At 72.8% G+C, this 26,875-nt stretch carries 26 protein-coding genes; 12 read left to right on the forward strand and 14 right to left on the reverse strand.

Annotated elements, in window-relative coordinates; genetic code table 11:
* Positions 1-23: 23 nt before the first annotated feature.
* From BDK92_RS07330 to BDK92_RS39625, 4 genes are all read right to left on the reverse strand, one after another.
* A complete protein-coding gene (locus BDK92_RS07330; RefSeq protein WP_121155797.1) occupies positions 24-1,622 on the reverse strand; it encodes a DNA polymerase Y family protein in 1,599 nt (532 codons plus the stop codon).
* Positions 1,623-1,812: 190 nt separating this feature from the next.
* On the reverse strand, positions 1,813-2,565 hold the full coding sequence (locus BDK92_RS07335) for a hypothetical protein (protein WP_246016877.1): 753 nt from the start codon (positions 2,563-2,565) through the stop codon (positions 1,813-1,815).
* 109 nt (positions 2,566-2,674) lie between these two features.
* Entirely contained in the window at positions 2,675-3,124 is a 450-nt protein-coding gene (locus BDK92_RS07340) for an SAV_6107 family HEPN domain-containing protein (protein WP_121155799.1), read from the reverse strand.
* A gap of 833 nt (positions 3,125-3,957) precedes the next feature.
* A complete protein-coding gene (locus BDK92_RS39625) occupies positions 3,958-4,221 on the reverse strand; it encodes a hemerythrin domain-containing protein (protein WP_211349125.1) in 264 nt (87 codons plus the stop codon).
* 360 nt (positions 4,222-4,581) lie between these two features.
* Between BDK92_RS39625 and BDK92_RS07355 the strand changes: the two genes are divergently transcribed.
* Positions 4,582-5,577, forward strand: coding sequence for an EamA family transporter (locus BDK92_RS07355; protein WP_211349127.1), 996 nt, complete (start codon positions 4,582-4,584; stop codon positions 5,575-5,577).
* Positions 5,578-5,627: 50 nt separating this feature from the next.
* Here BDK92_RS07355 and BDK92_RS07360 read toward each other — a convergent pair whose 3' ends face one another.
* Positions 5,628-6,518 (reverse strand): M55 family metallopeptidase, encoded by an 891-nt coding sequence (locus BDK92_RS07360; RefSeq protein ID WP_121155804.1) that lies wholly within the window; start codon positions 6,516-6,518, stop codon positions 5,628-5,630.
* A gap of 109 nt (positions 6,519-6,627) precedes the next feature.
* Between BDK92_RS07360 and BDK92_RS07365 the strand changes: the two genes are divergently transcribed.
* The 6 genes from BDK92_RS07365 to BDK92_RS07390 all read left to right on the forward strand — a co-directional run bounded on the left by BDK92_RS07365 (position 6,628) and on the right by BDK92_RS07390 (position 12,018).
* Positions 6,628-7,116: a YbaK/EbsC family protein gene (locus BDK92_RS07365; protein WP_121155806.1), complete on the forward strand. Its 489-nt coding sequence runs from the start codon at positions 6,628-6,630 to the stop codon at positions 7,114-7,116.
* A complete protein-coding gene (locus BDK92_RS07370; protein ID WP_121155808.1) occupies positions 7,113-7,910 on the forward strand; it encodes a monooxygenase in 798 nt (265 codons plus the stop codon). The genes BDK92_RS07365 and BDK92_RS07370 overlap by 4 nt, the downstream gene beginning before the upstream one ends.
* Positions 7,911-7,951: 41 nt before the next feature.
* Entirely contained in the window at positions 7,952-8,506 is a 555-nt protein-coding gene (locus tag BDK92_RS07375; RefSeq protein WP_121155810.1) for a GNAT family N-acetyltransferase, read from the forward strand.
* Between the two features lie 16 nt (positions 8,507-8,522).
* Positions 8,523-9,296 carry a carotenoid biosynthesis protein gene (locus BDK92_RS07380; protein ID WP_121155812.1) on the forward strand — a complete coding sequence of 258 codons (774 nt, stop codon included), beginning with the start codon at positions 8,523-8,525 and terminating at the stop codon, positions 9,294-9,296.
* Positions 9,293-10,432 (forward strand): glycosyltransferase family 2 protein, encoded by a 1,140-nt coding sequence (locus BDK92_RS07385; protein ID WP_121155814.1) that lies wholly within the window; start codon positions 9,293-9,295, stop codon positions 10,430-10,432. The genes BDK92_RS07380 and BDK92_RS07385 overlap by 4 nt, the downstream gene beginning before the upstream one ends.
* Before the next feature lie 89 nt (positions 10,433-10,521).
* Positions 10,522-12,018, forward strand: coding sequence for a phytoene desaturase family protein (locus BDK92_RS07390; protein WP_121155816.1), 1,497 nt, complete (start codon positions 10,522-10,524; stop codon positions 12,016-12,018).
* 12 nt (positions 12,019-12,030) lie between these two features.
* Here BDK92_RS07390 and BDK92_RS07395 read toward each other — a convergent pair whose 3' ends face one another.
* Both BDK92_RS07395 and metF read right to left on the reverse strand, forming a co-directional pair.
* Positions 12,031-12,711, reverse strand: a complete 681-nt coding sequence (locus BDK92_RS07395; protein WP_121155818.1) for a CDP-alcohol phosphatidyltransferase family protein — start codon at positions 12,709-12,711, stop codon at positions 12,031-12,033.
* Between the two features lie 44 nt (positions 12,712-12,755).
* Positions 12,756-13,673 carry a methylenetetrahydrofolate reductase [NAD(P)H] gene (gene metF, locus BDK92_RS07400; RefSeq protein ID WP_121155820.1) on the reverse strand — a complete coding sequence of 306 codons (918 nt, stop codon included), beginning with the start codon at positions 13,671-13,673 and terminating at the stop codon, positions 12,756-12,758.
* A 209-nt stretch (positions 13,674-13,882) separates the two neighbouring features.
* Here metF and BDK92_RS07405 point away from each other — a divergent pair, with 209 nt between their 5' ends.
* Both BDK92_RS07405 and mptB read left to right on the forward strand, forming a co-directional pair.
* The gene (locus BDK92_RS07405) at positions 13,883-14,965 is read left to right on the forward strand and encodes a polyprenyl synthetase family protein (protein WP_121155822.1); all 1,083 of its coding nucleotides are present in this window, start codon (positions 13,883-13,885) and stop codon (positions 14,963-14,965) included.
* A gap of 123 nt (positions 14,966-15,088) precedes the next feature.
* The gene (mptB, locus tag BDK92_RS07410) at positions 15,089-16,813 is read left to right on the forward strand and encodes a polyprenol phosphomannose-dependent alpha 1,6 mannosyltransferase MptB (protein ID WP_121155824.1); all 1,725 of its coding nucleotides are present in this window, start codon (positions 15,089-15,091) and stop codon (positions 16,811-16,813) included.
* Here mptB and BDK92_RS07415 read toward each other — a convergent pair.
* From BDK92_RS07415 to BDK92_RS07425, 3 genes are read right to left on the reverse strand one after another with little or no spacing between them, the layout of a single operon-like run.
* The gene (locus BDK92_RS07415; RefSeq protein WP_121155826.1) at positions 16,716-17,066 is read right to left on the reverse strand and encodes a lycopene cyclase domain-containing protein; all 351 of its coding nucleotides are present in this window, start codon (positions 17,064-17,066) and stop codon (positions 16,716-16,718) included. The two genes, mptB and BDK92_RS07415, sit on opposite strands and share 98 nt — an antisense overlap.
* A 13-nt stretch (positions 17,067-17,079) precedes the next feature.
* Positions 17,080-17,409 carry a lycopene cyclase domain-containing protein gene (locus tag BDK92_RS07420; RefSeq protein WP_121155828.1) on the reverse strand — a complete coding sequence of 110 codons (330 nt, stop codon included), beginning with the start codon at positions 17,407-17,409 and terminating at the stop codon, positions 17,080-17,082.
* A 15-nt stretch (positions 17,410-17,424) separates the two neighbouring features.
* Positions 17,425-17,784 (reverse strand): Rv2175c family DNA-binding protein, encoded by a 360-nt coding sequence (locus BDK92_RS07425; protein WP_121155830.1) that lies wholly within the window; start codon positions 17,782-17,784, stop codon positions 17,425-17,427.
* A 202-nt stretch (positions 17,785-17,986) separates the two neighbouring features.
* Between BDK92_RS07425 and pknB the strand changes: the two genes are divergently transcribed.
* Both pknB and BDK92_RS07435 read left to right on the forward strand, forming a co-directional pair.
* Positions 17,987-19,966, forward strand: a complete 1,980-nt coding sequence (gene pknB, locus BDK92_RS07430; protein ID WP_121155832.1) for a Stk1 family PASTA domain-containing Ser/Thr kinase — start codon at positions 17,987-17,989, stop codon at positions 19,964-19,966.
* A 67-nt stretch (positions 19,967-20,033) separates the two neighbouring features.
* On the forward strand, positions 20,034-20,900 hold the full coding sequence (locus tag BDK92_RS07435; protein WP_121155834.1) for a deoxyribonuclease IV: 867 nt from the start codon (positions 20,034-20,036) through the stop codon (positions 20,898-20,900).
* A gap of 59 nt (positions 20,901-20,959) precedes the next feature.
* On the opposite strand, the gene BDK92_RS07440 is transcribed toward BDK92_RS07435, so the two are convergent.
* From BDK92_RS07440 to BDK92_RS07450, 3 genes are all read right to left on the reverse strand, one after another.
* Complete coding sequence (locus BDK92_RS07440; RefSeq protein WP_121155836.1) at positions 20,960-21,994, reverse strand: threonine aldolase family protein; 1,035 nt, start codon at positions 21,992-21,994, stop codon at positions 20,960-20,962.
* A complete protein-coding gene (locus tag BDK92_RS07445; RefSeq protein WP_121155838.1) occupies positions 21,987-23,393 on the reverse strand; it encodes a class II 3-deoxy-7-phosphoheptulonate synthase in 1,407 nt (468 codons plus the stop codon). The genes BDK92_RS07440 and BDK92_RS07445 overlap by 8 nt, the downstream gene beginning before the upstream one ends.
* Positions 23,394-23,516: 123 nt before the next feature.
* Entirely contained in the window at positions 23,517-24,044 is a 528-nt protein-coding gene (locus BDK92_RS07450; RefSeq protein ID WP_121155840.1) for a hypothetical protein, read from the reverse strand.
* Between the two features lie 407 nt (positions 24,045-24,451).
* On the opposite strand from BDK92_RS07450, the gene BDK92_RS07455 reads away from it, so the two are divergent.
* A complete protein-coding gene (locus BDK92_RS07455) occupies positions 24,452-24,946 on the forward strand; it encodes an RICIN domain-containing protein (protein WP_170208520.1) in 495 nt (164 codons plus the stop codon).
* 179 nt (positions 24,947-25,125) lie between these two features.
* On the opposite strand, the gene BDK92_RS07460 is transcribed toward BDK92_RS07455, so the two are convergent.
* Positions 25,126-26,742: a glycosyl hydrolase family 18 protein gene (locus BDK92_RS07460; RefSeq protein ID WP_121155844.1), complete on the reverse strand. Its 1,617-nt coding sequence runs from the start codon at positions 26,740-26,742 to the stop codon at positions 25,126-25,128.
* Positions 26,743-26,875: the final 133 nt, after the last annotated feature.

Raw genomic sequence — 26,875 nt, forward strand, 5'->3', positions numbered from 1 at the left:
CCGTTGCGCGGCGGGCCGGGTGGTCAGTCATAGACCGCCTCCACCGCCCACTGGCCCCCGGCGAGGGAGAGCAGCAGCGCACCACCGTCGGCGAGCCGTACCTGGAACCGGGCCCGCCGCCGGGCCTCGGCCGGCGCCCACCAGCGCTCGTCCAGAGGCCAGGGCCCGGCCCAGCCGACGATCTCCACCGGGGCGGCGGCGCCCACCACGAGCCGGACCGGGGCGGCACTGACCGCCAACCGGGCGGTCACCACGACCAGTTCGCCGGTGCTGTCGTAGACCGCGGCCGGCACCGGAGCGGGCAGCACCACCGCCGGCGCGGGCGGCGGCAACCGGCCCGGCCAGGGCGGTGTCGCCGGGCGGCCGGGGGTCCGCTCGTCCCCCCACGGCACCAACCGGGCCTGGTCGGACGGGGACCGCCCGCCGCCGAGCACCGCGGTCAGCACCGCGTCGGGGCCGAGGATGCCCTGCACCCGGCTCAGTGCCCGGTGTGCCCGGTCCCGTTCGGCGCCGGTCTCACCCCACAGGCCCGGTTGCAGGCCGGCCTGGGCGAGCAGCCCGTCGGGCACCAGCCGCAACCGGATGATTCCCGAGGTCGGCCGGGGCGGAACGGGACGCCCTCCGGCGCCGGGACGCCGGTTGGTCCCGGAGAGCCAGCCGTCGAGTTGCCAGCGGACCCGGTCGGCGATGGCCGCCGCGCTGAGCAGCCCGTCGTGCCGCCAGACCCGGTGCAGTTCCTGGCCGTGTTCGGTGACCGCCTCGATGCCGAGCCGGGTGCAGGCCAGGGCGTGCCCGGCGAGGGTCTCGTGCAGCCGTTCGGCGAGGGAACGGGCGGCGAACGCGGCGGCGTCGACCCGGTCGAGCGCTTCGTCGTACGTCTCGGTCACGGCCAGGTCGGGTGGCGGCCGGCGGACCGCGAGCCGCCGGTGGTCGCGGCCGGCGGCCAACTGGTGGGCGAGCGCGGCGTCGAACCCGAACCGGGCCAGTACGTCACCCGCCGGCAACGCCGCGAAATCGGCCAGGGTACGCAGCCCGAGCCGGCGCAGCAGGTCGGTCAGGGCCGGCCGGCCGAGCGCCTCGACCGGCAGCCCGGCGAGGAATTCCGGGGTGCCACCGGGCGGTACGAGCTGACCGGTACGGGCGGCCAGCCCGGCGGCGAACAGCCCGTCGGCGATGCCGATCTGGCTCTCCACCAGGCAGGTCTGGGCGACATGCTCGACGATCCGCTCGGCGGCCTGCTCCTCGCCGCCGAAGTAGCGGGCCGGGCCACGGGCGACGAGCGCGCAGGCACCCGGTCGGATCACCTCGACCCCGGCGGCGACCTCCTCGACCGCGGCGACCACCGACTCGAAGGCGCGGGCGTCCCGGCCGGGATCGTGGTCGACCACGATCAGTTGCGGGCAGCGGTTCTGTGCCTCCCGTTTACGCAGGCCACGTCGCACTCCCTCGGCTCGGGCGGCGGTGGAGCAGGCGTACACCCGATTGGCGTGCAGCACGGCGACCGGGGCGGACGCGGGCACCCCGTCGACGATCTCGGCCGCGACCACCGGCCAGTCCGGGCACCAGAGGAGCAGGGTGCGCACCGGTGCCGGTCGTTCGGCGTCCCCCGTCCCGCCGCCCATCACACCCTCCTCGACCAGCCCGTCGAGCTCGACCAGCCCGTCACGCCACCTTAGAACATGTGTTCGATTCTTGTATGGCCGGACCTCCCCTGACGCCCTGTCGACCCGCCCGGTTCGCGCAGTTGGCGGTCGCCCCGACGAGTTCTCTCCGCCACCTGGCGACCCCGGCCGCTCACGCCGGTCGGGTCCGTCACCGCGCGACCAGGGTGAGCGCGGTACGCCGACCACCGGTCTCCGGTCCGGTGGTGGGCGAACCGGGCGTACGGCTGCCGCCGGCCGCCTTGATCGTGCGGGTGACCTCGTCGCCCGGCATCCAGACCTTGATCTCCTTGGGCCGGGCGGCGGCGCCACGTCCCCGGGCGGAGACGGTCACCTCGCGCCGACGCAATCTGCCCCGACCCTGACCAAGCCCTTCCCACGCGCCCCCGATCACCTGGAGGGTGACGTCGGCTCCGGCCCACTGGCCGTACGGAACCAGCACGCTGCCGCGCTGACGGGCCCGGGCGGCCAGCCGGCCGGTGACCGAGGCGCTGATCGAGCCCGGCACAGCGACGACGACCACGTCGACCCCGTCGATCAGGGCGGCGACCACGGTCGCCCATTCCGGTCCGGGGTTCGGCACGAGGGCGAGCCGGTCCAACGCGATGCCGAGTTCGGCCGCCGCCCCCATGCCGAGGGTCGGTACGCCGACCACCGCACACCACGAACCGGTCCGGGACGCCTCGGCGAGCAGCGCCAGCAGGAGTGAGGTGCCGCCGCTGCGGGCGGGTTGGCCGGTGCCGACCGCGACCGTGCTGCCTCGTCGCAGCCCTCGGTTGGGCAGCAGACCGATCAGTTCGGGAAGCACCGGCAGGGTCCGGTGGGCACCGGCCGGATCAGGAGCGCTCGCCGGTCGAACCAGGTCCGTCAACGCTGCCGACCCGACCGTCATCCGGCCCGCCATGGGCTCACCCGTCCCCGTCTGTAGCTGTGTCGCCGATCCGATGGCGCGGTCGGACGGCCGTCGTGGTCTCCGCCGCCCGCTTCGCCTGCCCCTCGATGGTTCTCGCGGCTCAGGCGGCCAATCCGTCGAGGGCGGGTTGGTGGGACAGGCCGAGCGCGGCCTCGACCACGGCCACGAACTGCTCGGCCGAGCGGAGCAGGTCGTCGGCCTCCCGCTCGGTCACCACCCGGGGGATGCCGGCCTCGGCGGCGGCGCGCTTGGTCGCGCCGGTGGCGAAGTAGGTGGCCCACTCCCCCATCTCGGGGGCGACGAGCACGAGCAGGGCCCAGACGCTGGTGACCCGGTTGCGCCGGGTGGGGGCGGGACGGGCCCGGGCGGCGAGCACCGCGGCGGCGGCGCGCAGGGCGGCCAGGTGTGCCGCGGCGTAACGCAGTCCCTCGGGTCGGGTCTGGGCGGCTTCCGCCAGCCCACGCCGGGCGATCACGAGCAGTTGGGCCGGGGTCCGGTGCGGCAGCATGTGCGCCGGCACCGTCGGCGCCTGAACCGGGCTGGTCGGCATGGGACTCTCCTCCGCTTCGCCGCCGCGTCGCCACCGGTCGGGCCCGGAGCCCGGATGGCCACGCACTGTCGGATAGCCCGCTGCGGAGGAAGACGCACCGGTGGTGCCGGCCGGGTGTGGATGCTTCCCCACACCTCACCCTGCCGGCTGAACCGGCGGGGTCACCGTCCGCCGCCCGGGGGTCGTGGGCGGCGGACGGTGATCCTGCCTTGGTGGCCCGGGCTGGTGTGCCCGGAGCCCGCGCGGTCCGCGGAACCGCACGCCGGGAGGCACGCCGCGAACGCGACTCCCGATCGCCAGGACGAGCGCTCGACCCGGTGAGGACGACCGGACCGAAGACGACCGATCGAGCGACACCTAATCGAACACGCGTTCTAACTACTGATGACAGTACACCTCGCCGCCGACAAAAACGCAACGTACGACCGGCACCGCCGGCCGCATGTCGACGCCGGTCGTACGTCCTGTCGGCCGCCCGGGAGGCGGTCGGGTCACCCGGTGACGGCCACGAGAGCGTGGCGGTGACGCGGATGCACTCCATCAGACCGACAGAGAGGACCCGCCACTTCACGGCCCGGCCGTACGGGCTTCATCTGCCCTTCCCCCGCCCACCGGGGCGGAGTGGATAGCATCCGAAGAGTTGATCAAGAGTCACCCGAAAGGGGACCACCAGATCGGCCGACCCGTCCCGGTGATCGATCCATCGGCACCGCTGTCCCGGGCGGTGTTGACGGGGCGCTCCGGCGCCGCCTCCACGAGGGGCGACGCCGTGCGCGTGGGTCCGCCACTGATGCCGTGGCGGGCCCACGCGGCGCCGGTCACGCCCAGCCCACTCACCCCTCGCCGTCGGGCTCCCCGGTCAGCAGGAAATCCGGGCGGTCCGCCCGCCACCCCGGCAGATCCATCGAGTTCAGCACGGAGATCAGCTTCTTCTCCTCGTACGTGAAGTGCGTCTCCATGATGGCCGCCAGACCCTCCAGTTCCGCGCGTACCCGGCTCGCGGCGCCCGGGTCCGGGTCCGGGTCCGTCGGGAGGTCGCTCAGCAGCTTCTCCAGCCTGCCCAGGATCCAGTCGATCCGGTTGTGGTCGGTCTTCAACTCGGTGATGCGCCCGCAGGTCCCGGGGCGGGAGACCCTCGCCCGCGAAATAGGCGTCGACGTTGTCCCGGAGGTCTTCCAACTGCTCGCGGAGCCAGATGTGTACTTCGATCAACTGGTTGCCGAAGGCGGTGAGGCGACTGCTCGCCTCGAAACGTGCGTCCATGTTCCTCCCCGGATCGGGCGCCCGGGTGTGGAACACCACGGGCACCACGCCCCAGTATCCCCACGGACGTCCGCCTCCCGGTGCCCCGCGCCCGCCGCCCGCTCCCCGGCCAGGGGCAGGGCGCGTGTCCGAGGTGTGGGAGTAACGGGCGGGTGGCGGGGTGGGTGCTGACGTCACGCCGGTAACCTCGGTCGGTGACAACTCGTAACCCGGCTCTCGGCGTACTGATGGTGCTCTCCGCGAGCGTCCTGTTCGCCGTCAACGGGACCGTGTCGAAGCTGGTGCTCCGCGCCGGCGTCGAAGCGCCACAGCTCACCCTGATCCGGGCGGCGGGCGCCTTCGCCGGGCTGCTGCTGCTGAGCGTGCTGGTACGTCCGGGCGTACGCCGGCTCCGGGTCAGCGTCCGCGAGCTGCCGCTGCTGATCGGCTTCGGCCTGGCCGGGTTCTTCCTCACCCCGATGCTCTACTTCACCGCGATCTCCCGGCTGCCGGTCGGGATCGGACTGCTGTTCGAGTACACCGCTCCCCTGCTGGTCGCGCTCTGGGCCCGCTTCGGTCAACACCAGCGGGCCCGTCCCCGGCTCTGGCTCGGACTCGCCGCGAGCCTGGCCGGACTGGCCTGCGTGGCCGAGGTGTGGGGCGCACTGGAGTTGGACGGGCTGGGAGTGCTCGCCGGGCTCGGCGCGGCCGTCGTGCTCGCCTGTTACTACGTGCTCGGCGCGCGGGGTGTGCAGCAGCGGGACACCCTCTCCCTGACCACCTGGGCGTTCGGCGCCTCGGCGGTGGCCGGCCTGATCACCCGGGCGGTGACCGTCGGCGGTGGCGGTTGGGAACCGTTCGGTGAGCGCAGCGGCGGGGTTCCGGTGCCGCTGCTCTGCGCGTACGTGGTGGTGCTCGGTTCGATCGTGCCGTTCCTGCTGGTCTCCGGCTCGATGCGGCACCTCCCCGCGACCAGCGTCAGCATTCTCGGGATGGCCGAGCCGGTGATCGCCTCGGTGGTCGCGTGGCTGGCCATCGGTACCGGTGAGGCGCTCACGCCCGTCCAGATCGCCGGCGGCCTGGTGGTCCTCGCCGGCGTCGCGCTCGCCGAAACCGCCCGCCTCCCCGCCCCCACCGCCCCCCTACCCGATCCCCCCGTCTCCGTCGATCATGAAGTTAGTCCCCTCGGCACGCCCGATCCGGCGCGCTAACTTCATGATCGACGGGAGCGGAAACGGGAGCGGAAACGGGAGCGGGCGGGTCAGGCGGGTTTGATCGTGCCGAGCTGGACCAGGAGTTGGATCAGGGAGTACGCCTGCGGCATGTCCTCGGCCGTGAAGGTGACCGTACGGGCACCGGGCGCCCGGGAGACGCCGGGCACGAGCACGGCCAGGTCGACGGTGGTCGGGCTGTAGATGTCGACCTCGACCTGCAGCGGGCCGGTGAGCGTGAAGGGTGGCACCTGCGCGCGTCGCGCGACGGCAACGGCGGCCCCGGCGCGGAGGTTTTCCCGGGCCTCCTCCGGATGGATCGTCTCCGCCGCAGCCTGACCCAGCGCGAACTTCACCGGCACCGTCAGCGCGGCCGGGACCAGGGCGTTCAGCTCCGCACACGCCGCGTCGTCGCCGCTGAGCAGGACCGCCGGTGCGCCATGGTGACCGGCCACGGCGGCGTTGAGCCCGATCTCGCCCAACGAACGGCCGTTGATCCGCACGTCGAGCACCGTGTCACTCATGGTGTGGGCGAGCACTGCCGGACCGGCGCCGGCACGGGCGTGGTAGCCCACGAAAAGCACCACCCCGCCCTCCTCGCCGGAACCACTGGCGTCATCGGAACCGCCGGCATCGGAAAACGTGGGCAGCCCGAGGCCGCCGAGCATGCCCATCGGGCGTGGCTTGCCCCGGACCAGGCGGGCCCGCCGGTCCAGTTCCTCCGGCAGCAGGTTGCGGAACGACCCGTGCGCGTCCGCCACCCGCACCGCCGCGTCCGGCTCCGCGTCCAGCACACCGGCGATCGCGGCGTTGACCTCCGCCGTCATCAACCGGCGGCCCCGCTCGTAGTCGTACCGCTCCGGATTGGTCTCGGTCGGATGGACGATTCCGGCGATGCCCTCCATGTCGGCTGAGATCAGTACGCGCAGTGGCCCAGTCATGGGGTCAACATAGATCAATCCGCACCCGGCCGCCGCCCGCGACCACCCGCAGGGGCCGACCGGAGGGGGCTGACCGGCGGCCCCCGCCCACCCTGGGCAAGATGGGGGCATGCAGCTACACGCCAACGTGCAGGCGGTGCAGGAGACCCTGGACCAGGCCCGGGCGCAGGACGGCTCCGGTCAGCCGGCCCGGGTCCGGATCCTGCCCGAGGCGGTGCACACCGCCGCCGCGGCGGCGGCCGCCCTCGGTGTCGAGGTGGGTCAGATCGCCAACTCCCTGATCTTCGAGGCGGACGGTACGCCGCTGCTGGTGCTCACCTCGGGCGCACACCGGGTCGACACCCCACGGCTGGCGGCCACGCTCGGCCTCGGCACGCTGAAGCGGGCCACCCCGGAATTCGTCAAGCACCACACCGGCCAGCCGATCGGCGGCGTCGCCCCGGTCGGGCATCCGGGTCCGGTCCGTACCGTGGTCGACACCGCGCTCGCCGGACACCCCGAGGTCTGGGCCGCCGGCGGCGTACCCCGGGCGGTGTTCCCGACCACCTACCCGGAGTTGCTGCGGCTCACCGGCGGCGACCCCGCCGAGGTCGCGTGAACCAGCCGCCGGACCTTGTCACCCTGCACGTCTGGCGGATACCCCGCCGGGCGTTGCCGAGGGCGCTGACCCGGATGGCGGTCGACCGGCGCCGGCTGCGGGCCACCCCCGGCGTACGGTTTGGCAAGCTCCTCGGCACCGGAAGCGGGACCAGCTTCGGGCCGACCGACGCCGACCTGACCCGCTGGGCGGCGCTGGTGGTCTGGTCCGAGCCGGCGCGGGCGGCCGATTTCGACGACAGCCCGGTCGGGCGCGCCTGGGGTCGGATCGCGCTGGCCGGCGCCCGCCTCGACCTGCGCCCACTGTCCAGCCGGGGCCGCTGGGCCGGTACGGAACCCTTCGGTGACCCGACCGCCCGCACCAACCCGGCCGACCGCACCGACCCGGCCGACCGCACCGACCCCGCCGGTCGCGGCGGCCCGCCCGGGCGGCTCACCGCGTCGGACGGGCCGGTGCTGGCGCTGACCCGGGCCCGGTTGCGTCCGGCGCGGGCGGCCACGTTCTGGCGGGCGGTTCCCCCGGTCGTCGCGGCGCTACGGAACGCCCCCGGCCTGGTCGCCCGGTTCGGTGTCGGAGAGGCGCCGCTGGGCTGGCAGGGCACGGTCACCGTGTGGCGCAGCAGCACGGACCTGGTCGAATTCGCGTACCGTCAGCCGGAGCATCGCGGCGCGATCATGCGCACCCCGACCGAGCGGTGGTACGCCGAGGAGCTTTTCGCCCGGTTCGAGGTACGGGCGGTGCGCGGTGACCGGACCGTACTGGACTGGGCCGGTCACGATGGTGGCCCAGAGTGATGATTGCCGAGAGTGACGATGGCGATGAGGAGCGGGCAGGCATGAGGCTGGTGCCGTGGCAGCCGGACGATCTGGTCCGGCGGCTGGACGACGTGGTGACGGTCTACGGCGAGGCGATGGGTTACCGGGCCGAACTGCTGGAGGCCCGACGGGGCTACATCGCCACCCACGTACGCCGCCGCGGCTTCCGTGCGGTGGCCACGCTGACCAACGACGGGCGGCTGGCCGGCTTCGGTTACGGCTACCACTCCTACTCCGGCCAGTGGTGGCACGACCAGGTGTACGCCGCGCTGACCGACGACGGGCGCAAGACCTGGTTCACCGACTGCTTCGAGGTGGTCGAGCTGCACGTACGCCCGGCGGCGCAGGGGCACGGGATCGGCGCCCGCCAGCTCACCGCCCTGCTCGGCATGGCCCAGGAGAGCACCACCCTGCTCTCCACTCCGGAGGCGGACGAGCAGAAGTCCCGGGCGTGGCGGCTCTACCGGCGCTTCGGTTTCACCGACGTGCTGCGCGGCTTCCACTTTCCCGGCGACGAGCGTTCGTTCGCCGTACTCGGTCGGGAGTTGCCGCTCGCCCCGCCGATCCCCGACTGACCTGGCGGAGGATCGATTGGACCGGAACCGGTTGCGGTGGCTGCCGCTGGTCGTACTGGTGCTGGCGCAGATCGGCTACCCGCTCACCGAGGGTCGGGACCGGGCCCGGTTGACCGTGGCCACGGTCGTGCTCGGTTACCTGCTGTCGGTCGGCCACGCCCTGCTCAGCCGGGGTGCCCGGACCGCCGCCGTGCTGATCCTGGTCACCACCGGCGGCGGCTGGGCGGTCGAGGCGCTCGGCGTGACGACCGGCTTCCCGTTCGGCGACTACGACTACTCCGGGCAGCTCGGGCCGAAGCTGGGCGGCGTACCGCTGGTCATCCCGCTCGCCTGGACCTGGATGGCGTGGCCGGCCTGGTTGGCGGCGGTGCGGCTGACCCGACCCGGTCCCCGACGGGTCGCGCTGGCCGCGCTCGGGCTCGCCACCTGGGACCTCTTCCTCGACCCGCAGATGGTCGCCGAGGGCTACTGGAGCTGGCACCGGCCGACCCCGGCCCTGCCCGGCGTGGCGGGGGTGCCGGTCGGCAACTACCTGGGCTGGTTGCTGGTGGCGGTGCTGCTGATGGCGGTGCTGGCCCGGCTCGCCCCGGCCGAGGGGGCGCGGGACGCCGCCGACGCCCCGATGTACGCGCTCTACCTCTGGACGTACGCCTCCAGCGTGCTCGCCCACGCGGTCTTCCTCGACCTGCCCGGCTCGGCCGTCTGGGGGGCGCTGGCCATGTCGGTGGTCGCCGTGCCGCTGGCCGGCGCGCTGCTACGGCCCCGCCTTCCACACCGGGTACGCGCGTGAGCTGGGCCGGTGCCGTACCGGCCCTGGTTCTCGCCGCCGTGGTCGCCGCGCTGACCGTGCACAGCCACGTCAACGCCACCCGTTGGCTGCGCCGTACGCCCGCACAGGCCACGGTGGACGAACCGGTCTCGGTCCTGCTGCCGCTGCGGGACGAGGCCGACCGGCTCACCCCGTGCCTGCGGTCGCTGCTGGCCCAGCGGGGCGTACCCGGCCTGGAGATCGTGGTCCTCGACGACGGCTCCACCGACGGCACCGCCGACATGGTGCGTACGGTCGCCGCCGGTGACCCGAGACTGCGGCTGCTCACCGGCGCACCGCCCCCGCCCGGCTGGCTCGGCAAGCCGTACGCGTGCCAGCAGCTCGCCGAGGCGGCCACCGCTGAGGCGTCCGCGCTGGTCTTCGTTGACGCCGACGTGGTCCTGAACCCGTACGCGGTGGCGGGCGCCGTCGCGGCGCTGCGTACGGCGCGGGCCACGCTGCTCACCCCGTACCCCCGGATCGTCACCGGTTCGGTCGGTGAGCGGCTGGTCCAGCCGCTGCTGCAGTGGACCTGGTTGACCTTTCTGCCGTTGCGGGCGATGGAACGCTCGCCGCGCCCCTCGCTCGCGGCGGCCGGTGGGCAGTTCCTGGTCGTCGACCGGGCCGGCTACCAGCGGGCCGGTGGGCACGCGGCGGTCCGGGACCGGATCCTGGAGGACATCGAACTGGCCCGCGCGGTCAAGCGGGCCGACGGGAGGATCGCCCTCGCGGACGGTTCCGGCCTGGCCGACTGCCGGATGTACGGCTCCTGGGTCGAGTTGCGCGACGGCTACACCAAGTCGCTCTGGGCCTCGTTCGGTTCGCCGGTCGGCGCCGCGTCCGTGGTCGCGCTGCTCCTGCTCCTCTACACCGTGCCGCCGCTGCTCGCGGTGGCGGCGGCGGTCGCCGGTGCGGTGCCACTGGCCCTGGCCGCGTCCGTCGCCTACCTGCTCGGCGTCGCCGGCCGGCTGGTCAGCGCCCGGGCCAGCGGTGGCCGACGCTGGCCGGACGTTTTGGCACACCCGCTCTCGGTCGCGCTGCTGGGCTGGTTGACCCTGCGGTCGTACCATCTGCGCAGGCGGCGACGGCTCTTCTGGCGCGGTCGGCCGGTGCTCTGACCCAGCTCACGGCACCCGCGCCGGTCCACGCCGGCACCGGATTCCACGATCGACCGGCGCGGTCGGCCAGCGGAGAGGAGGCGCACGGGGTGAGTCGAATCGTCGTTGTCGGCGCCGGGGTGGGCGGCCTCGCCACCGCGGCCCGGTTGGCCGCCACCGGTCACGAGGTCACGCTCTTCGAGCGGGCCGAGACGGTCGGCGGCAAGCTCGGCCGGCACTCCCGCGACACCCCGGCCGGTACGTTCCACTTCGACACCGGCCCCAGCCTGCTCACCCTGCCGCAGGTCTTCACCGACCTCTTCCTCGACACCGGCGCCAAGCTCGACGAGTACCTCGACCTGGTGCCGTTGGACCCGATCGTGCGGCACCACTTCCCCGGGTACGGCGGCGGCGCCGCGACGGTGCTCGACTCCTGTGCCGAACCGGGGGCCTTCGCGGCCCGGATCGGCGCTGTCTTCGGTCCCGAGGCCGAGGCGGACTGGGAGCGGTTCTGGCGGCGGGCGGGCCGGATCTGGCACGCCGCCTGGCGGGACATCCTGCGCAGCAGCGTCGACTCGCCGCTCGACCTGGCCCGCCTCGCCTGGCGGCTGGGCGACCTGGCCGCGATCCGTCCCGGGCAGAGCCTGCGCGGGCTCGGCCGCTCGCACCTGCGCGACCCACGGCTGCGGATGCTGCTCGACCGGTACGCCACCTACACCGGTGCCGATCCACGCCGGGCGCCGGCCGCGCTCGCCGCGGTCCCCTACGCCGAGCTGGCCTTCGGTGGCTGGTACCTGCGCGGCGGCCTCGGCGGTCTCGCCGACGCGCTCCTCTCCCGCTGCCTGGACCTGGGGGTGGTGGTGCAGACCGGCACCACGGTGACCGGCATCAACGCCGCCGGAGGTCGGGTCCACGGGGTACGGCTGGCCGGCGCGACCGCCCCGGTGCCGGCGGACGTGGTGGTGGCCAACGTGGACGCGCTGACCGTCTACCGGGATCTGCTCCCCCGCCCGGACCGGCTCGCCGGCCTGGCCGACCGGAGCCTCGCCGGTTTTGTACTGCTGCTCGGCGTACGCGGGGCGTCCGGCCTGGCGCACCACAACGTGTTCTTCCCGACCGACTACGACGCCGAGTTCGACGCGGTCTTCGGCGACGCGGGGCGGGGCGTACCCGCCCGACCGGCAGCGGACCCGACCGTCTTCGTGACCGTCGCCGACGACCCCGCCGTCCGACCGGCCGGGCACGAGTCCTGGTTCGTGCTGGTGAACGCGGCACGGCAGGGCCGTTCGCTCACCTCGATCGACTGGCGCCGCCCCGGGCTCGCCGAGGCGTACGCCGACCGGATCCTGGACGTACTCGCCGCGCGGGGCGTGGACGTACGGGACCGCCTGCTCTTCCGTGAGATCCGTACCCCGGCCGATCTCGCCACCGCCACCGGCACCCCGGGCGGGGCGATCTACGGCACCGCCGGAGGCATGCTGCGCCCGGCCAACCGGGGCCCGGTGCCCGGTCTCTTCCTGGTCGGCGGCTCCACCCACCCCGGCGGCGGGTTGCCGATGGTCACCCTCTCGGCCCAGATCGTCGCGGCCCGGATCGGGGCCGCCTGACCGCTGCCGGGATCAGAGCAGCGCCCGGCGCACCGCCCCCAGCAACTGCACCAGTCCGAAGCCGGCGAGCAGCACCCAGATCGCGGCGACCACGGTGATGGTCCCCGCCCCCAGGTCGAACTGGATCAACCGGGCCGCCCCGGTCACCAGCAGGCCGATGAGCGCGACCAGGACCCGGCTGGGGCGCTCGCCGACGGTCACCGCCCCGATCTCCCGCATCCCGGCCGAGACCGACCGGGCCCGGACGTACTCGTGCAGCCAGGAGAGCGCCCCGGCCGCCACGACGAGCGCCCCGGGGGCGCCGAGCAGCCAGAACGCGATCAGCCAGGCGACCTCACCGACCCGGTCGGCGACCGAGTCGTAGACGTACCCGAGTCGGCTGGTCCGGCCGGTGACCACGGCGACCGCGCCGTCGACGCTGTCCGCGACGGCGGCGAGCAGCACGAACCCGGCCGCGATGAACGGCCCACCCGGCTCCCGGAGCACGGTGATCGGCACCACGACGCAGAAGAGGGTGCCGACGACGGTCACCGCCGTCGGCGGCACCCGCAGCCGGCCGAGCAGGTGCCCGATCTGGTACGCGAACCGCAGCCACCCCTGGACCGCGGGCGCGGCGCGGCGCGGGTCGAAGTCACCGTGCAGCCGCGCCCAGGCGGTCGCGTACTCGTCCCAATCCAGTCGGGTTCCCGCCACGGGTCAATTGTCGGCGTAACCGTGGGCCGACGCGGCGGGCTTGCTCACACCTCGACGCCGACCTGGAGGTTCTGCCAGATCTCCCGGGTCGCGGTGGAGCGGTTGAAGGTGATGAAGTGGATGCCGGGCGCACCCTCGGCGAGCAGCCGCTGGCACATCTCGCTGGTCTGCTGGATGCCGAGTTCGCGGACCGCCTCGGGGTCGTCGGCGACCCGAGCGAAGCGGGCGGCCAGCGCGGGCGGGAAGGGTGCCCCGGAGAGCTGCTCGGAACGCTCGATGGTGGTGATCTTCGTGACCGGCATCACCCCCGGCAGGATGGGGGTGTCACAGCCGGCCGCCGCCACCCGGTCCCGCAGCCGCAGGTAGTCGTCGGCGTCGAAGAACATCTGGGTGATGGCGAAGTCCGCGCCGGCCCGGCACTTGCGGATGAAGTATTCGGTGTCGGTGGCGATGTCCGGCGACCGGGGATGCTTGTACGGGAACGCGGCCACCCCGACGCTGAAGTCACCGGACTCCCGCACCAACCGGACCAGCTCCTCGGCGTAGAGCACGCCCTCGGGGTGCTGGACCCACTCGCCGGTCGGGTCACCGGGCGGGTCACCCCGGACCACCAACAGGTTCCGCACGCCCACCCCGGCGAGCCGGCCGACGATGTGGCGCAGTTCGGCGACGGAGTGGTTGACGGCGGTCAGGTGCGCCATCGGCAGCAGGGTGGTGTCGGTGGCGATCCGCTCGGTCACCGCGACGGTGGTGTCCCGGGTCGACCCGCCGGCACCGTAGGTGATCGAGACGAAGGAGGGCTGGAGCGACTCCAGCTCACGGATCGCCTGCCAGAGCAGCCGTTCGCCCTCGGCCGTCTTTGCCGGCCCGAACTCGAACGAGAACGACGGCCGGGGTCCACGGACGAGGTCCCCAATCGCCGGTTGCGGGTTGGGGAGAACAGAGGGGAGTCCGAGCGCCACCCTACGACCTTACCGGCCGGGTGAGCCGAATATCCGCACCTTCCCATTTACCGGCCGGTCGCACCGCCCCCGTCCGCCGGTCCGCGCGCCCCACGCCCTGCTCACGTCCGGCCCGGGAGCGGGCCGGGACCGGTTGGACGGGCCTGGGGCGGCGGCGGGCGGGGCGGGCCGCGGCGGCGGACTTCCCGCGGAACGGATAGCGTCAAGGCGTGACCGATGCCGCCCCCGTCCCGCCCCTGGACCGCGCCAGCCTCCGGCTCCGGACCGACCAGGCGTTGGCCGACTTCCTCGCCGGGCAGCGTGCCTGGCTCGCCGCCGCCGACGCCGCCCTGCTCCCGGTGGCGGAGGCGCTGGAGGCATTCGTGCTGCGTGGCGGCAAGCGGTTGCGCCCGGCCTTCGCGTACTGGGGTTACCGGGGCGCCGGTGGGGTCGACTCCGATCCGATCGTGGCGGCGCTCGCCGCGCTGGAGTTCGTCCAGGCCAGTGCGCTCATCCACGACGACCTGATGGACCGTTCCGACACCCGCCGGGGCGAGCCCGCGGTGCACCGCCGGTTCGCCGCACACCACCGGGGGGCGGGCTGGCCGGGCAACGCGGACGGGTTCGGCGACTCGGCCGCCATCCTCCTCGGCGACCTCTGCCTGGTCTGGTCCGACCAGCTGCTGCACGGAGCCGGGCTCGACCCGCACCAGGTGCAGCGGGCCCGGCCGGTCTTCGACGAGATGCGTACCGAGGTGACGATCGGGCAGTACCTGGACGTACTCGCCCAGGCGTCCGGCGACACCTCGATCGAGCGGGCCGGCAAGATCGCGCGCTACAAGTCGGCGAAGTACACCGTCGAACGCCCGCTGCTGCTCGGCGCCGCCCTCGCCGACGCCCCCGCGCCACTGCTCGCCGCCTACTCGGGGTACGGGCTGCCGCTGGGTGAGGCGTTCCAGCTGCGCGACGACGTACTCGGTGTGTTCGGCGACCCCCGCCAGACCGGCAAGCCGGCCGGTGACGACCTGCGCGAGGGGAAACGGACCTTCCTGGTGGCGGCGGCGCTGGAGACCACCGACGCGACCGGGCGGGCGCTGCTGACCAAGCGGCTCGGTGACCCCGGGCTCGACCCGGACGGGATCGACCAGCTCCGCGAGGTGATCGCCAGCAGCGGGGCGCTGGCCCGGACCGAGGAACGGATCACCACGCTGACCCACTCCGCGCTGGCCGCCCTGGAGCGGGCCGAGGTGACGGCCGAGGCCGGTGAGGTGCTGGTCGAGCTCGCGATCGCGGCCACCCGCCGCTCCATCTGACCTTGCCACCCGCGCCCGGCCCCCGGCGGTGACGGCGGCGGCGTACCGGCCGGACATCCCCAGCCCACCCCGACGTCATCCGCCCGATAGAACGGCGTCAACGTCCCGTGCGACCTTCGGGACGTGCCTGGCCCGGATCGACCGGTTTCCGAACACCCCACCCGGCTACGGCTGACCGGCCTCGCCGGGACCACGCTGATGGCCCTCGGCGGATACAGCTCCGGCGCTCTGCCCGGGGCCGCGTCGGGTCAGCGGGGAGATCCCGCACCCTGGCCCTACTGGCTGGGCCTGGCGGCCTGGTTCGTCGGCCTGGTCGTGCTGGCCGTCGCGTGGTGGCGACTGGGCGCGTCCGCGCCCCGACCGGGTCGGCGCCCTGTCCGGTTGCGGTGGCTGCTGGTCACCGGCGCGCTCTGGGCCGTACCCCTGCTGTTCGCGCCACCCATGGGCAGTCGGGACGTGTACGCGTACGCGTGCCAGGGTGCACTCTGGCTGGACGGGGTTAACCCGTACGCGGTCGGGGTGGCCGATGGCGGGTGTCCGTGGACGGCCGCGGTGCCGTCGCTGTGGTGGGACACCACCACCCCGTACGGGCCGCTGGCGATCACGCTCGCCGGCGGCGTGGTGGCGCTGGCCCGGCTGGTGGCCACGACTTCGGCGGACCAGTTGCTCGCCGCGACGTTCCTGTTCCGGGCGCTCGCGCTGCTCGGCGCGCTGCTGCTGGCCCGCTACCTGCCCCGGCTGGCGCGGGCCTGCGGCGCGGCGCCGGCGACGGCGGCCTGGCTCGCCCTGCTCTCGCCGCTGACGGCGGTGCACGTGGTGGGCGGGGCGCACAACGACGCGGTGCTGGTGGGGCTGGTGGTGGCCGCACTCGCGGTGGCCTGTGGTTCGGGTTCGGGTTCGGGTTCGGGGCTTGGTGCCCCGTGGGCGAGGTTGCTCGCGGCCGGAACGCTGGTGGGGTTGGCGGTGGCGGTCAAGGTGACGGCGGTGGTGGCGCTGCCGTTCGTCGCCCTGCTCGCCGTCGTCCGGCTCACCGGCGACCGGCAGTCGACGAGCCTCAGGGGCCGGATGCCGGCCGCGTCCGTGGCGTTGGCCGGCGCCGTGACCGCCGGGGCGGCGACCTTCGCCGCCGTGACCGTGGCCGCCGGTCTGGACACCGGCTGGCTCGACGCGCTGCCGGCGACCGGCCGGATGGTGCAGTGGACCTCGCTGCCGACCGGACTGGGGATGGCCGCCGGCTACCTGTTACGGGCGCTCGGCTGGCCCGAGGCGTTCGGCACGGCGGTGGCGACGGCCCGGACGCTGGGCGTCGCCGTGCTGGTCGCGGCGTCGGTGGCGCTGGTGGTCCGGGCCTGGCGCGCGGTCGGCGGCCCGCCGGTGGACGCCCGTCGGGCCGTGGTGACCTCGTGCGGCCTGGCGTTCGGCGCGGTGACCCTGCTCTCCCCCGTCTTCTACCCCTGGTACGCGCTGGCCACGGTGGGCGTGCTCGCCGCGACGCTCGACGGACGGTGGCGTCGCCCACTGGCCGGGGCGGTGCTGGCGCTCAGTTTCCTGGTGTTGCCGGACGGGCTGGGAATCGCGAGCCGGACCAAGCTGCCGGGAGCACTCTGCGACGTTCTGCTGGTGGTAACGCTGACGGTGCTCGCCGTACGCAGCAGGCGGCGGAGTCGACAGAGTCGGAGGCGACGGGCGGCAGACGCGGCCGGAGCCGGTCCTGATCCGACGCCGGCACGGCCTGGACCGGTCGGCCGGGTCAGCGTTCACGGCGGCGGGGCCACCGGCCGCCGGCACCGGCGGTCGGGCCTCGCTGCACGCCCCGGCGCCCCAGCCAGACCCAGGTCGAGAGGGTGAGCAGGACCAGGGCGAAGCCAAAGAACAGGTCTTCCACCGGGGCGTGGACCAGCCGTAGCCCGATGATCGCGTCCGGGTCGTACCGGACGATCCGGCGGCCGGTCAGGATGCCGTTGGAGACCAGTTGGAAGAAGACGATGATGGGATAGGTGGCCCAGAACACCCGTCGGCACACCAACCGGGTACGCAGCACGTACAGGTCGACCAGTACGGCGCCGGCCACCCCGAGCAGCGCGGCCACGGTGTAGCTCACCGGGACGGCCGGTTCACTGCTCGTCCCCGGCCGGCCAGCGTCGTACCGCCCGGACCGCCTCGAACCCGAGCACGGCACAGAGCGGTACGACGAGGAAGAAGAACACCTCGTCCAGGGGCAGGCCCCCCGGGAGCAGTACGCCGGTGATCTGCTCCGGGTCGAAGGTCCAGTGCCCGGCGGCGATGGCGGCGAGGTCCCAGAGGACGAAGAGCGCCGCCACCGGGGCGATGGTGAGCAGCAGCCGGCGCCAGCGGCGGAGCACGTTCACCCGCAGGATCGGCTCCAGCCAGAGCGCCCCGGCCAGGCAGCCGGCGAGCACCGCGAGATAGGTGAGATGCCCCATGGCCGGCGCGCTCGGCTAGAAGCCCAGCGCCTGCGCCCGGCGCTTGACCTCGCGGGCCAGGTCACCGCCGAGTGCCTTGGCCGGCGTACCGGGGAGGGTGTCGTCGACCTCGTAGAGCCAGCGCATCGCCTCCTCGTCGTCGTATCCGGCATCGGTGAGCAGGTTCAACACGCCCGGCAGGTGCTTGCGTACGGTGTCGTTCGCCACGAGATCGACGGGGATCCGCCGGACCCCGTCGCGGCGTACCGCGAGCAGCTCGCGGTCGCGGATCATCTGGTGCACCTTGCTGATCGTCACGTCGAGTCGCAGGGCGACGTCCGGCAGGGTCAGCCAGCCGTTTTCGTCCGCCGGGCCGGCGAGTGGGGATTCGGTCACCCGATCACAGTGCCACGACCTCCCCGCACTTCCACCAGCACCCCCGGCGAGGTAGCTTCCGGGCCACGCAGGGTACTTTCCAGGCGGTACGTGGCCAATTAGGCACACTGGGTGATCTTATCCCGTGGGCACGATTTCCTCACAACGCCGCCTGTGGCATCCTGTTCTGCCGTCACCCTCTGGAGACATAGACTGCCTGCCGATGGACATTCAGGTCGCCGACACGTTACTGGGCTCGCTCATCGACGGGCGTTACCGCATTCGCGGCCGCGTCGCCCGTGGCGGAATGGCGACCGTGTACACCGCCACGGACGAACGCCTTGAGCGAACCGTCGCCCTCAAGATCATTCATCCCAGCCAGGCGCAGGGCGCCCAGGGCCGGATGGCCGGGTTCCTGGCCCGGTTCACCGACGAGGCGAAGACGATCGCCCGGCTCACCCACCCGAACGTGGTCGCCGTCTACGACCAGGGCACCCACGGCGGCCTGCCGTACCTGGTGATGGAGTACGTGCGGGGCCGTACCCTGCGCGAGATCCTGGCCGAACGGCGCCGGCTCAACCCCGGCGAGGCGCTGGCGATCCTGGAGCAGATGCTCGCGGCGATCGCCGCCGCACACCGGGCCGGCCTGGTCCACCGGGACGTGAAACCGGAGAACGTGCTGGTCGCCGAGGCGCCCAGCGGCGGTTCCGGCAACCTGGTCGACAGCGTGGTGAAGGTGGCCGACTTCGGTCTGGCCCGCGCGGTCGAGGCGAGCGCCGACGACGACTCCGGCAGCCAGTTGATGGCGACCGTCGCGTACGTGGCGCCGGAGCTGGTCACCGACGGCCGGGCCGACCCGCGCACCGACGTCTACTCGGCCGGAATCGTGCTGTTCGAGATGCTCACCGGACGCGTGCCGTACGACGGCGACCGCCCGGTCGACGTCGCCTGGCAGCACGTGGATCGTGACGTACCGGCCCCCTCGACGCTGGTTCCCGGCCTGCCCCCGGTCCTCGACGACCTGGTGATCCGGGCCACCCGCCGCGATCCGGGCGCCCGCCCCACCGACGCGGGCGCGTTGCAGGCCGAGGTGCAGGTGGTCCGGGACGACCTGGGCAACGCCAACGCCAACACGGCGCTGCTGCGGCAGGTCGCCCAGCCGACCATGGTGGTCGCCTCGGTCCGCCCGACCGACCGGCCGTCGTGGGCCCGACTGCCCGACCAACCGGAGCCCCGTACCGCCGGCGCCCGCCCGCACCGTCGCCGGGCCGCACCGCCCCCGTCCAGTCCGCTCGGCCGGTTCCAGGCCCTCCGCGACCGGGTGATGGCCGACCCACGGGGACGGCGGGCCTTTGCCGCCGCCGTGGTGGTACTCGGGCTGGTCGCCGCGATCGGTGGCTGGTGGTTCGGGGTCGGCCGCTACACCGACGCCCCCCAACTGGTCAGCATGCCGAGGGCGGAGGCGGAGGCGGTCGCGGCACAGCGCGGCTTCACCCTCGCGTTCGGCACACCCCGCTATGACGAGAAGGCCGCCAAGGACCAGGTCGTCGGGCAGGAACCGGCCGCGGCCGCCCGGATGGTGAAGGGCGGCACGATCACCCTGATCCTCTCCCTGGGCCCGGAGCGCTACGAGGTCCCGGACGTGGTCGGCAAGACGTTCGACCTGGCCAAGGCGGATCTGGAGCGGGTCAATCTCCAGGTGGCCAAGGGACCGGACCGCTACGACGAGAGCCTGCCCGCCGGCACCGTGGTGGCGGTCGATCCCAAGGTCGGCACCCAGGTCAAACCCGGCGACAAGATCACGCTACTGGTCAGCAAGGGCCGGGCCCCGCTCTCCGTACCCAACCTGGTCGGCAAGAACATCAACGAAGCTCGCAGCGAGCTGCAACGGCTCGGTCTCAACGCGGTCGAGCAGTACCAGGACTCGGACAAGCCCAAGGACCAGGTGATCGAGCAGGACCCGCCGAACGAGACCGGTGTCGAGAAGGGCGCCGAGATCAAGCTCAAGGTGAGCAAGGGGCCCCCGGCGGTGCTCGTACCCCAGGTCATGGGCCTGCCCTGCGTGGAGGCGCAGCAGCGCCTCCAGGCGGCGCAGCTCGCCCCGGTGGTGCAGCTCAATCCGAACGGGACGGTCGGGTTCCAGAACCCACCCGAGGGCGCCCAGGTTCCACCCGGCAGCCAGGTCACCATCGCCTGCTTCTGACCGGACCAGCACATGCGCTGCCCGGGCCGACGGTCCGGGCAGCCAGATCGAAGCAGTAGGTGAGTCGATGAGTACGCGCAACAGCCGACCGGTCGGCTCACACACCCCTACCTCGGGCGGGATGGCGAAGGCGGCTCTGCCCTATCTGGACGCGGCGGAGTCCGAGGTCGCCCAGATCTACGTCTCCAACTCCCGGGGCTGGGCCCTGCCGCCCGGGGACCCGGCCCAGGACGCCGCCTTCCGGGAGGGCTGCGAGCAACGCGGTGTGCCGATCTACATCCACGCGTCCCTGCTGGTCAACCTCGGTTCACCCACCCCGGCGACGGTGGAGAAGTCGGCCGCGACACTGGCCCACGCACTGAACCGGGGGGCGGCCATCGGTGCCGCCGGCGTGGTCTTCCATGCCGGCAGCGCGGTCGACGCCGACTACGCCGAGACCGCGATGGCCCAGGTACGCACCGCGCTGCTACCGCTGTTGGAGAGCGCCGCCGCCAGCGGCGGCCCGAAGCTGCTGGTGGAGCCGACCGCCGGGGGTGGGCGCTCGCTCGCCTCCCGGGTCGAGCAGCTGGGCCCGTACCTGGAGAACGTCGACCGGCACCCGTGGTTGGGGGTCTGCTTCGACACCTGCCACGCCTGGGCCGCCGGACACGACCTGGCCCGGCCGGGCGGGATGACCGAGACCCTGGACGAACTGGTCGCCACGATCGGACCGGACCGGCTGTGGCTGGTCCACGCGAACGACTCGCGCGACGCCTGCGGCTCCACCCGGGACCGGCACGAGACCATCGGCAAGGGCAGCATCGGGGAGGCGGCCTTCGCCGAGTTGATGACCCACCCGGCCACCGCCGGAGTGCCAGTGGTCGCCGAGACCCCCACCGAGGGCTACACCGGTCACGCCCACGACATCGCCGTCCTCAAGCGCTTCCGCCCCTGACGCCCCGCCACCGGGTCACCGGGTCACCGGGTCACCGGGTCACCGGAGAACGGAAAACACTAACGCCGGAAAATACCCACCAGCACGTCGATCGCCCGTTCCACGCCGGCGTCGTCCAGGTCGAGGTGGGTGACCAGCCGGGCGGTCCGTGGCCCGAGCACCGAGACGAGCACCCCCTCGGCCCGCGCGGCAGCGGCCAGCGCGGGGGCGTCCAGCGGGAACTTGGTCAGGTCCAGCGGCACCAGGTTGGTCCGGACCGGGCCGGCCAGCACCCCGAAGGGTGCCAGCGCCTCGGCCAGCCGGGCCGCCCGTACGTGATCCTCGGCCAGCCGGTCGAGGTGCGCGCCGAGCGCGTGCCGACCGGCGGCGGCGAGGATGCCGGCCTGCCGCATGCCGCCGCCCATCCGCTTGCGGATCAGCCGGGCCCGTTCGATCTTCTCCGCGCTGCCCACGACCAGCGAACCGGCCGGGGCACCGAGCCCCTTGGAGAGGCAGACCGACAGCGTGTCGAAGAGTTCCCCGTAGCTGGCCAGCGGCACGCCGTCGGCCACGTGGGCGTGCCAGATCCGGGCCCCGTCGCAGTGCAGCCCGAGGCCGGAGTCGTCGGCCACCTGTCGCAGCTGGCGCAGGGTGCCCAGCGGGATGACCCCGCCACCACCCCGGTTGTGCGTCTGCTCGACCGCGATCGCCCTGGTCGCCACGGCCATGTAGCCGTCCGGCCGGACCATCGCCGCGACCAGGTCGGGGTCGATCTCCGCGCCGACCGCGGGCCACGTCCGGGTGGAGATGCCACCGTACGCGGCGGCAGCGGCCATCTCGTACGTCACCACGTGCGCGTCGGCGTCGCAGAGCAGTTCACCGGCCGGCGGCACCAGCACCTGCAGGGCGATCTGGTTCGCCATCGTCCCGGTCGGGGCGAAGAGCGCCGCCTCGTGTCCGAAGAGCGCGGCGACCTCGGCCTCGAGCGCGTTGACGTTCGGGTCCTCGCCGTACACGTCGTCGCCGACCTCGGCCTCGGCCATCGCCGTACGCATCGCGGCGGTCGGCCGGGTGACGGTGTCGGAACGCAGGTCGACCGGGCGGGGGTCAGCCACGGAGCATCTCCGCCACCAGGAAGGCCAGTTCCAGCGACTGCTGGGTGTTGAGGCGCGGGTCACAGGCGGTCTCGTACCGGTCGGGCAGGTGCACGTCCTCGATCGCCTGGGCGCCGCCGAGGCACTCGGTGACGTCCTCGCCGGTCAGTTCGACGTGTATGCCGCCCGGGTGGGTCTCCAGGCCACGGTGCACCTCGAAGTAGCCGAGCACCTCGTCGACGATCCGGTCGAAATGCCGGGTCTTGTAGCCGTTGGACGACTCGTGGGTGTTGCCGTGCATCGGGTCGCACTGCCAGACCACCTTGGCACCGGAGGCGGTGACCTTCGCCACGATCGGCGGCAGGGTGTCCCGGACCTTGTGGTTGCCCATCCGGCTGACCAGGGTGAGCCGGCCCGGCACGTTCTCCGGGTTGAGCTTCTCGCAGAGTTCGATCGCCTGGTCCGGCGTGGTGCCCGGGCCGATCTTGACGCCGATCGGGTTGGCGATGCGGGAGATGTAGTCGATGTGCGCGCCGTCGATCTGCCGGGTCCGCTCGCCGATCCAGAGGAAGTGACCGGAGAGGCCGTACGCCCGACCGTCGGAGACCCGGGTCAGTGCCCGGTCGTACTCCAGCGCGAGCGCCTCGTGGGAGCAGTACAGGGTGACCGTACGCAGCGCCTCGTCGTCGGTCATGCCGCAGGCCCGCATGAAGGCGAGCGCCCGGTCGATCTCGCGGGCGATGGCGTCGTAGCGCTCACCGGCCGGCGAGTTGCGCACGAAGCCCTTGTTCCAGTCGTGCACCGCGTGCAGGTCGGCCAGGCCACCGGCGAGGTACGCCCGGAGCATGTTCATCGCCGAGGAGGAGTTGGCGTACGCCCGGATCATCCGCTGCGGGTCGGCGATCCGTGCCTCCGGCACCGGCTCCAGCGAGTTGATCATGTCGCCGCGGTACGCCGGAAGGCCCCGCGCGTCCGTCGGCAACGACCGGGGCTTGGTGTACTGCCCGGCCACCCGGGCCACCTTGACCACCGGCAGCGACGCGCCGTACGTCAGCACGACCGCCATCTGGAGCAGCGTGCGCGCGTTGGCGAGCAGGTGGCTCTCGGTGTTGTCCGTGAAGGTCTCGGCGCAGTCACCGCCCTGCAAGAGGAACGCCTTGCCCTCGGCGACCTGCGCCAACTGGCTCCTCAGGTGATCGACCTCATACGGTGCGACCACCGACGGCACGGTAGAGAGGACCTGACAGACCTCGTCGACGGCCTTCTGGTCGGGCCAGGGCGGAGTCTGGGCACGGGGAAGCTCCCGCCACCGGTCCAGCCCAAGGGCCTCGTCCTCGACCGAATCATCGGTGGGACGGCTCGTTTGCGGGCCCAGGGTGCCCACCGTCGGGTAGCTCAGCTGATGCCACTCATGGCGCATGAGGGAAAGCGTACGGCGACGACCGGGGTCGGCCGCCAGTGAGGGTGGCCATCGTCCGAGGTATGGGAGGTGCGTCGGTCGCCGTCACTTCCGATCGACGGGTATCCTGCCTCCCCGCACCGTTCACCGGCGCGCGCCCGCAGGGCTGCCGGACGGGGCCGGCGCGGTCGCCCCGCCCACCGTCTCGTTGGCGATGCACCAGTCGGCTTCGGCCCGTACCACCGTGAAGAGGATCCGGACGGCTCTCGCCGTACCGCCCACCGCGACCGTGATCTCGGTGCTGACCTCGATCTGCCCGGCGTTGGCACGCACGTCGACGATCGACGTCCGGGAGACGGTGAAGTGGTCGGCGAAGTCGCCGTTGCGCCCGGTGGCCGCCCGGTCGAAGGCGGCGCGCATGGGCGTACAGAGTTGGGCGCGTCCGGCGGGAACGTCCTTGGCACCCATCGCGTCGAGATACGCCTGGACCCGGGCGCGGGCCTTCTCCGGACCGTCGTCCGGCCCGGCACCGGTGACGGTGGCGGTGGCGGTCGGGGTGCCGGCGGGGGTCGATCTGCCGGCGGCACCACCGTCACCGCAGGCGGCCAGCCCGAGCGGCAGCAGCGCCAGCGGTCCGACCGGCCCGACCAGACAGCGCCATCGCGTACCCATCGCGCTCCCCCACCGATTTCGGACATCTTCGCAACCTGCCCGTTCGGGCGAGACCGACCGGCGATCCGCCACTTTCCAGGGGACTACCGGACGGTTCGGTACAACGACAAAGGGGCCCGGTGGTGGCGGTGGACACCACCGGCGGGCCACTACCGGCGCCGCGACCCGCCGGGACGGTGTGAACATCCGACACAGGTCGGCTCAGTCGAGCGGGGAGACCAGCGGCCACCACCGATATTCGACCGGGCCGCCCCGCCCCATCGGTGACCGATGGCCGGTGGGTGAACGTCGACCGAACTAGATCTTGCAAGCGTTCCGCCGGGCCACCACCACGCATATGGTCAAAGGCGGGGAACACTCACATTCCCCTTCGGACAGTCCACAATGGGGGAACAATGTCTCGACTCGTGAGCCGCGGCCTGACCGCCCTCGCGATGGCCGGAGCGGCCGTCGCGACCTCGTTGGTTGCCGCCTCACCCGCACAGGCCGCGTCCTACTACAACGTGGTCAACTACAAGAGCGGCCTGTGCATGTCGGTCTCCGGCGGTGGCAGTACGGCCAACGGCGCCCACGTCATCCAGTGGGGCTGCAACGACGGCTGGGAACAGGTGTGGCGCTGGTCCGGCGACCGCCTGATCAACGGCAAGAGCGGCAAGTGCCTCTCCCTCGACAACGGGGGCAGCACCGCGAACGGCACCCACGCCATCCAGTGGACCTGCAACGACGGCCCCGAGCAGGACTGGTACCCGTCCGGCGGCTACCTCGTGAACGGCAAGAGCGGCAAGGTGCTCTCGGTCGACAACGGCGGCAGCACCGCCGAGGGCGCCCACGTCATCCAGTGGGGTTCCAACGGCGGCTCCGAGCAGGGCTGGGCGTTCTACCTGAAGTACGAAGAGGTCTGAACCGCGCCACCGGACACCCGATCGGCAACCAGGCAGGAAGCCCCCGGCGTTGACGCTGGGGGCTTTCTTTGTTCTGCTGGCCGAGCGCCGGTCCTCGGCCGACCCGTGGGCGCGGGTCGGCCGGGGACCGTCCTACTGCCGGCGGTAGCTGTCACGCCGGTGCAACGTCAGCCGTCGGCTCAGCCGAGGCCGTTCTTGACCGCGGTGATCAGTTCGCCGTTGGTGGTGTCGCCGGAGAGCTCCCAGAAGAAGGAGCCGCCAAGGCCCTGGTTGTTCGCGTACGACATCTTGCCGTTGATGGTGCTCGGGGTGTCGTAGCTCCACCAGTTGCTGCCGCACTTGGCGTACGCGGTGCCGGCGACCGTACCGGTGACGGGGCAGGTGTTCTTCAGGACCTTGTAGTCCTCGATGCCCGCCTCGTACGTGCCCGGCGCCGCCCCGGTGGCCGTGCCGCCCGGCGCGGCCTGGGTCACCCCGGTCCAGCCCCGGCCGTAGAAGCCGACGCCGAGCAGGAGCTTGTTGGCGGGGATGCCCTTGCTCTTGAGCTTCTGGATCGCGGCGTCGGAGTTGAAGCCCGCCTGGGGGATGCCGGTGTACGAGGTCAGCGGCGAGTGCGGGGCGGTCGGGCCCTGCGCGGCGAAGGCGCCGAAGTAGTCGTAGGTCATCGGCATCAGCCAGTTGAGGTTGTTGATCGCACCGGCGTAGTCGGTGGCGTCGATCTTGCCGCCGTTGCTGCCGTCGGCGGTGATCGCCGCGGTGACCAGAGCACTGGAGCCGAACCGGGTACGCAGCGCGGAGATCACGTTCTTGAAGGCGTTCGGGCCGCTGGCGTCACAGGTCAGGCCGCAGGCGTTCGGGTACTCCCAGTCGATGTCGATACCGTCGAAGACGTCCGCCCAGCGCGGGTCCTCGACCAGGTTGTAGCAGGAGTTGGCGAAGGCGGTCGGGTTCTGGGCGGCCTGGGTGAAGCCGCCGGACCAGGTCCAGCCGCCGAACGACCAGATCACCTTGATGTTCGGGTACGCCGCCTTGAGCTTGCGCAGCTGGTTGAAGCTGCCCCGCAGCGGCTGGTCCCAGGTGTCGGCGACGCCGTCCACGCTCTCCGCCGCCGTGTACGCCTTCTCGTAGTCGGCGTAGCTGTCACCGATCGTGCACTGGCCGTTGGTGGTGTTGCCGAAGGCGTACATGATGTGGGTCAGCTTGGCGGCGGACCCGCTGGTGACGATGTTCTTCACGTGGTAGTTGCGGGCGTAGACGCCCCACTGCGCGAAGTAGCCGACCACCTTCTTGCCGCCCGGCGGCGGGTTGGTGGGCGGGGTGGTCGGCGGTGTGGTGGGCGGGGTCGTCGGCGGCGTGGTCGGCGGCCGGGTGGTCGGCGGCGTGGTGGGCGTGGTGCCGCCACCACAGGAGGCACCGTTGATGGTGCAGTTCAGCGGCGCCTTGTACGGGCCGGTGCCGTTGTAGCCCCAGGAGAACGAGGCACCCGGGGCGAGCGCGCCGGCCCAGCTCTTCTTGACCGCCACGTAGTGGTTGTTGGTCCGGGTGACGTCGGCGTCCCAGAAGCTGCCGATGGTGGTGCCGGCGGGCAGGTCGAACTCGAGCCGCCAGGTGGCCAGGGACGCGTCGGTGCCGTTGGTGATCGTGACCCGGGCCTCGTGGCCGGTCCCCCAGTCGGAGGCGGCCGCGAAGGTGGTGGTGACGTTGCCGGCGCCGAAGGCCGAGGTCATCGGGACGGCGGCAACCGTCACGGCGACCACGGCGCCAGCCCACAACGCCCGACGGAGGGAAATCTTCATGTGGCGTCTCCCCAAAACAGTTAGGAAACTTTCCAAATAGCTAATGAGACGCTACTCACGGGTTCACCACTCCGTCAAGATGTACATGTTTCGATTTCCGCTTACCGCCGGTTGGCCAGGTCAACGGGTAACC

This window comes from Micromonospora pisi (assembly GCF_003633685.1).
GTDB classification, from domain to species: domain Bacteria; phylum Actinomycetota; class Actinomycetes; order Mycobacteriales; family Micromonosporaceae; genus Micromonospora_G; species Micromonospora_G pisi.

Coding starts and splice junctions, on each gene's coding strand:
- BDK92_RS07330 (WP_121155797.1), bottom strand. CDS start 1,622: ATGGGCGGCGGGACGGGGGACGCCGAACGACCGGCACCGGTGCGCACC.
- BDK92_RS07335 (WP_246016877.1), bottom strand. CDS start 2,565: ATGGCGGGCCGGATGACGGTCGGGTCGGCAGCGTTGACGGACCTGGTT.
- BDK92_RS07340 (WP_121155799.1), bottom strand. CDS start 3,124: ATGCCGACCAGCCCGGTTCAGGCGCCGACGGTGCCGGCGCACATGCTG.
- BDK92_RS07360 (WP_121155804.1), bottom strand. CDS start 6,518: ATGACTGGGCCACTGCGCGTACTGATCTCAGCCGACATGGAGGGCATC.
- BDK92_RS07365 (WP_121155806.1), top strand. CDS start 6,628: ATGCAGCTACACGCCAACGTGCAGGCGGTGCAGGAGACCCTGGACCAG.
- BDK92_RS07375 (WP_121155810.1), top strand. CDS start 7,952: ATGAGGCTGGTGCCGTGGCAGCCGGACGATCTGGTCCGGCGGCTGGAC.
- BDK92_RS07420 (WP_121155828.1), bottom strand. CDS start 17,409: ATGGGGCATCTCACCTATCTCGCGGTGCTCGCCGGCTGCCTGGCCGGG.
- pknB (WP_121155832.1), top strand. CDS start 17,987: ATGGACATTCAGGTCGCCGACACGTTACTGGGCTCGCTCATCGACGGG.
- BDK92_RS07435 (WP_121155834.1), top strand. CDS start 20,034: ATGAGTACGCGCAACAGCCGACCGGTCGGCTCACACACCCCTACCTCG.
- BDK92_RS07445 (WP_121155838.1), bottom strand. CDS start 23,393: ATGCGCCATGAGTGGCATCAGCTGAGCTACCCGACGGTGGGCACCCTG.
- BDK92_RS07450 (WP_121155840.1), bottom strand. CDS start 24,044: ATGGGTACGCGATGGCGCTGTCTGGTCGGGCCGGTCGGACCGCTGGCG.
- BDK92_RS07460 (WP_121155844.1), bottom strand. CDS start 26,742: ATGAAGATTTCCCTCCGTCGGGCGTTGTGGGCTGGCGCCGTGGTCGCC.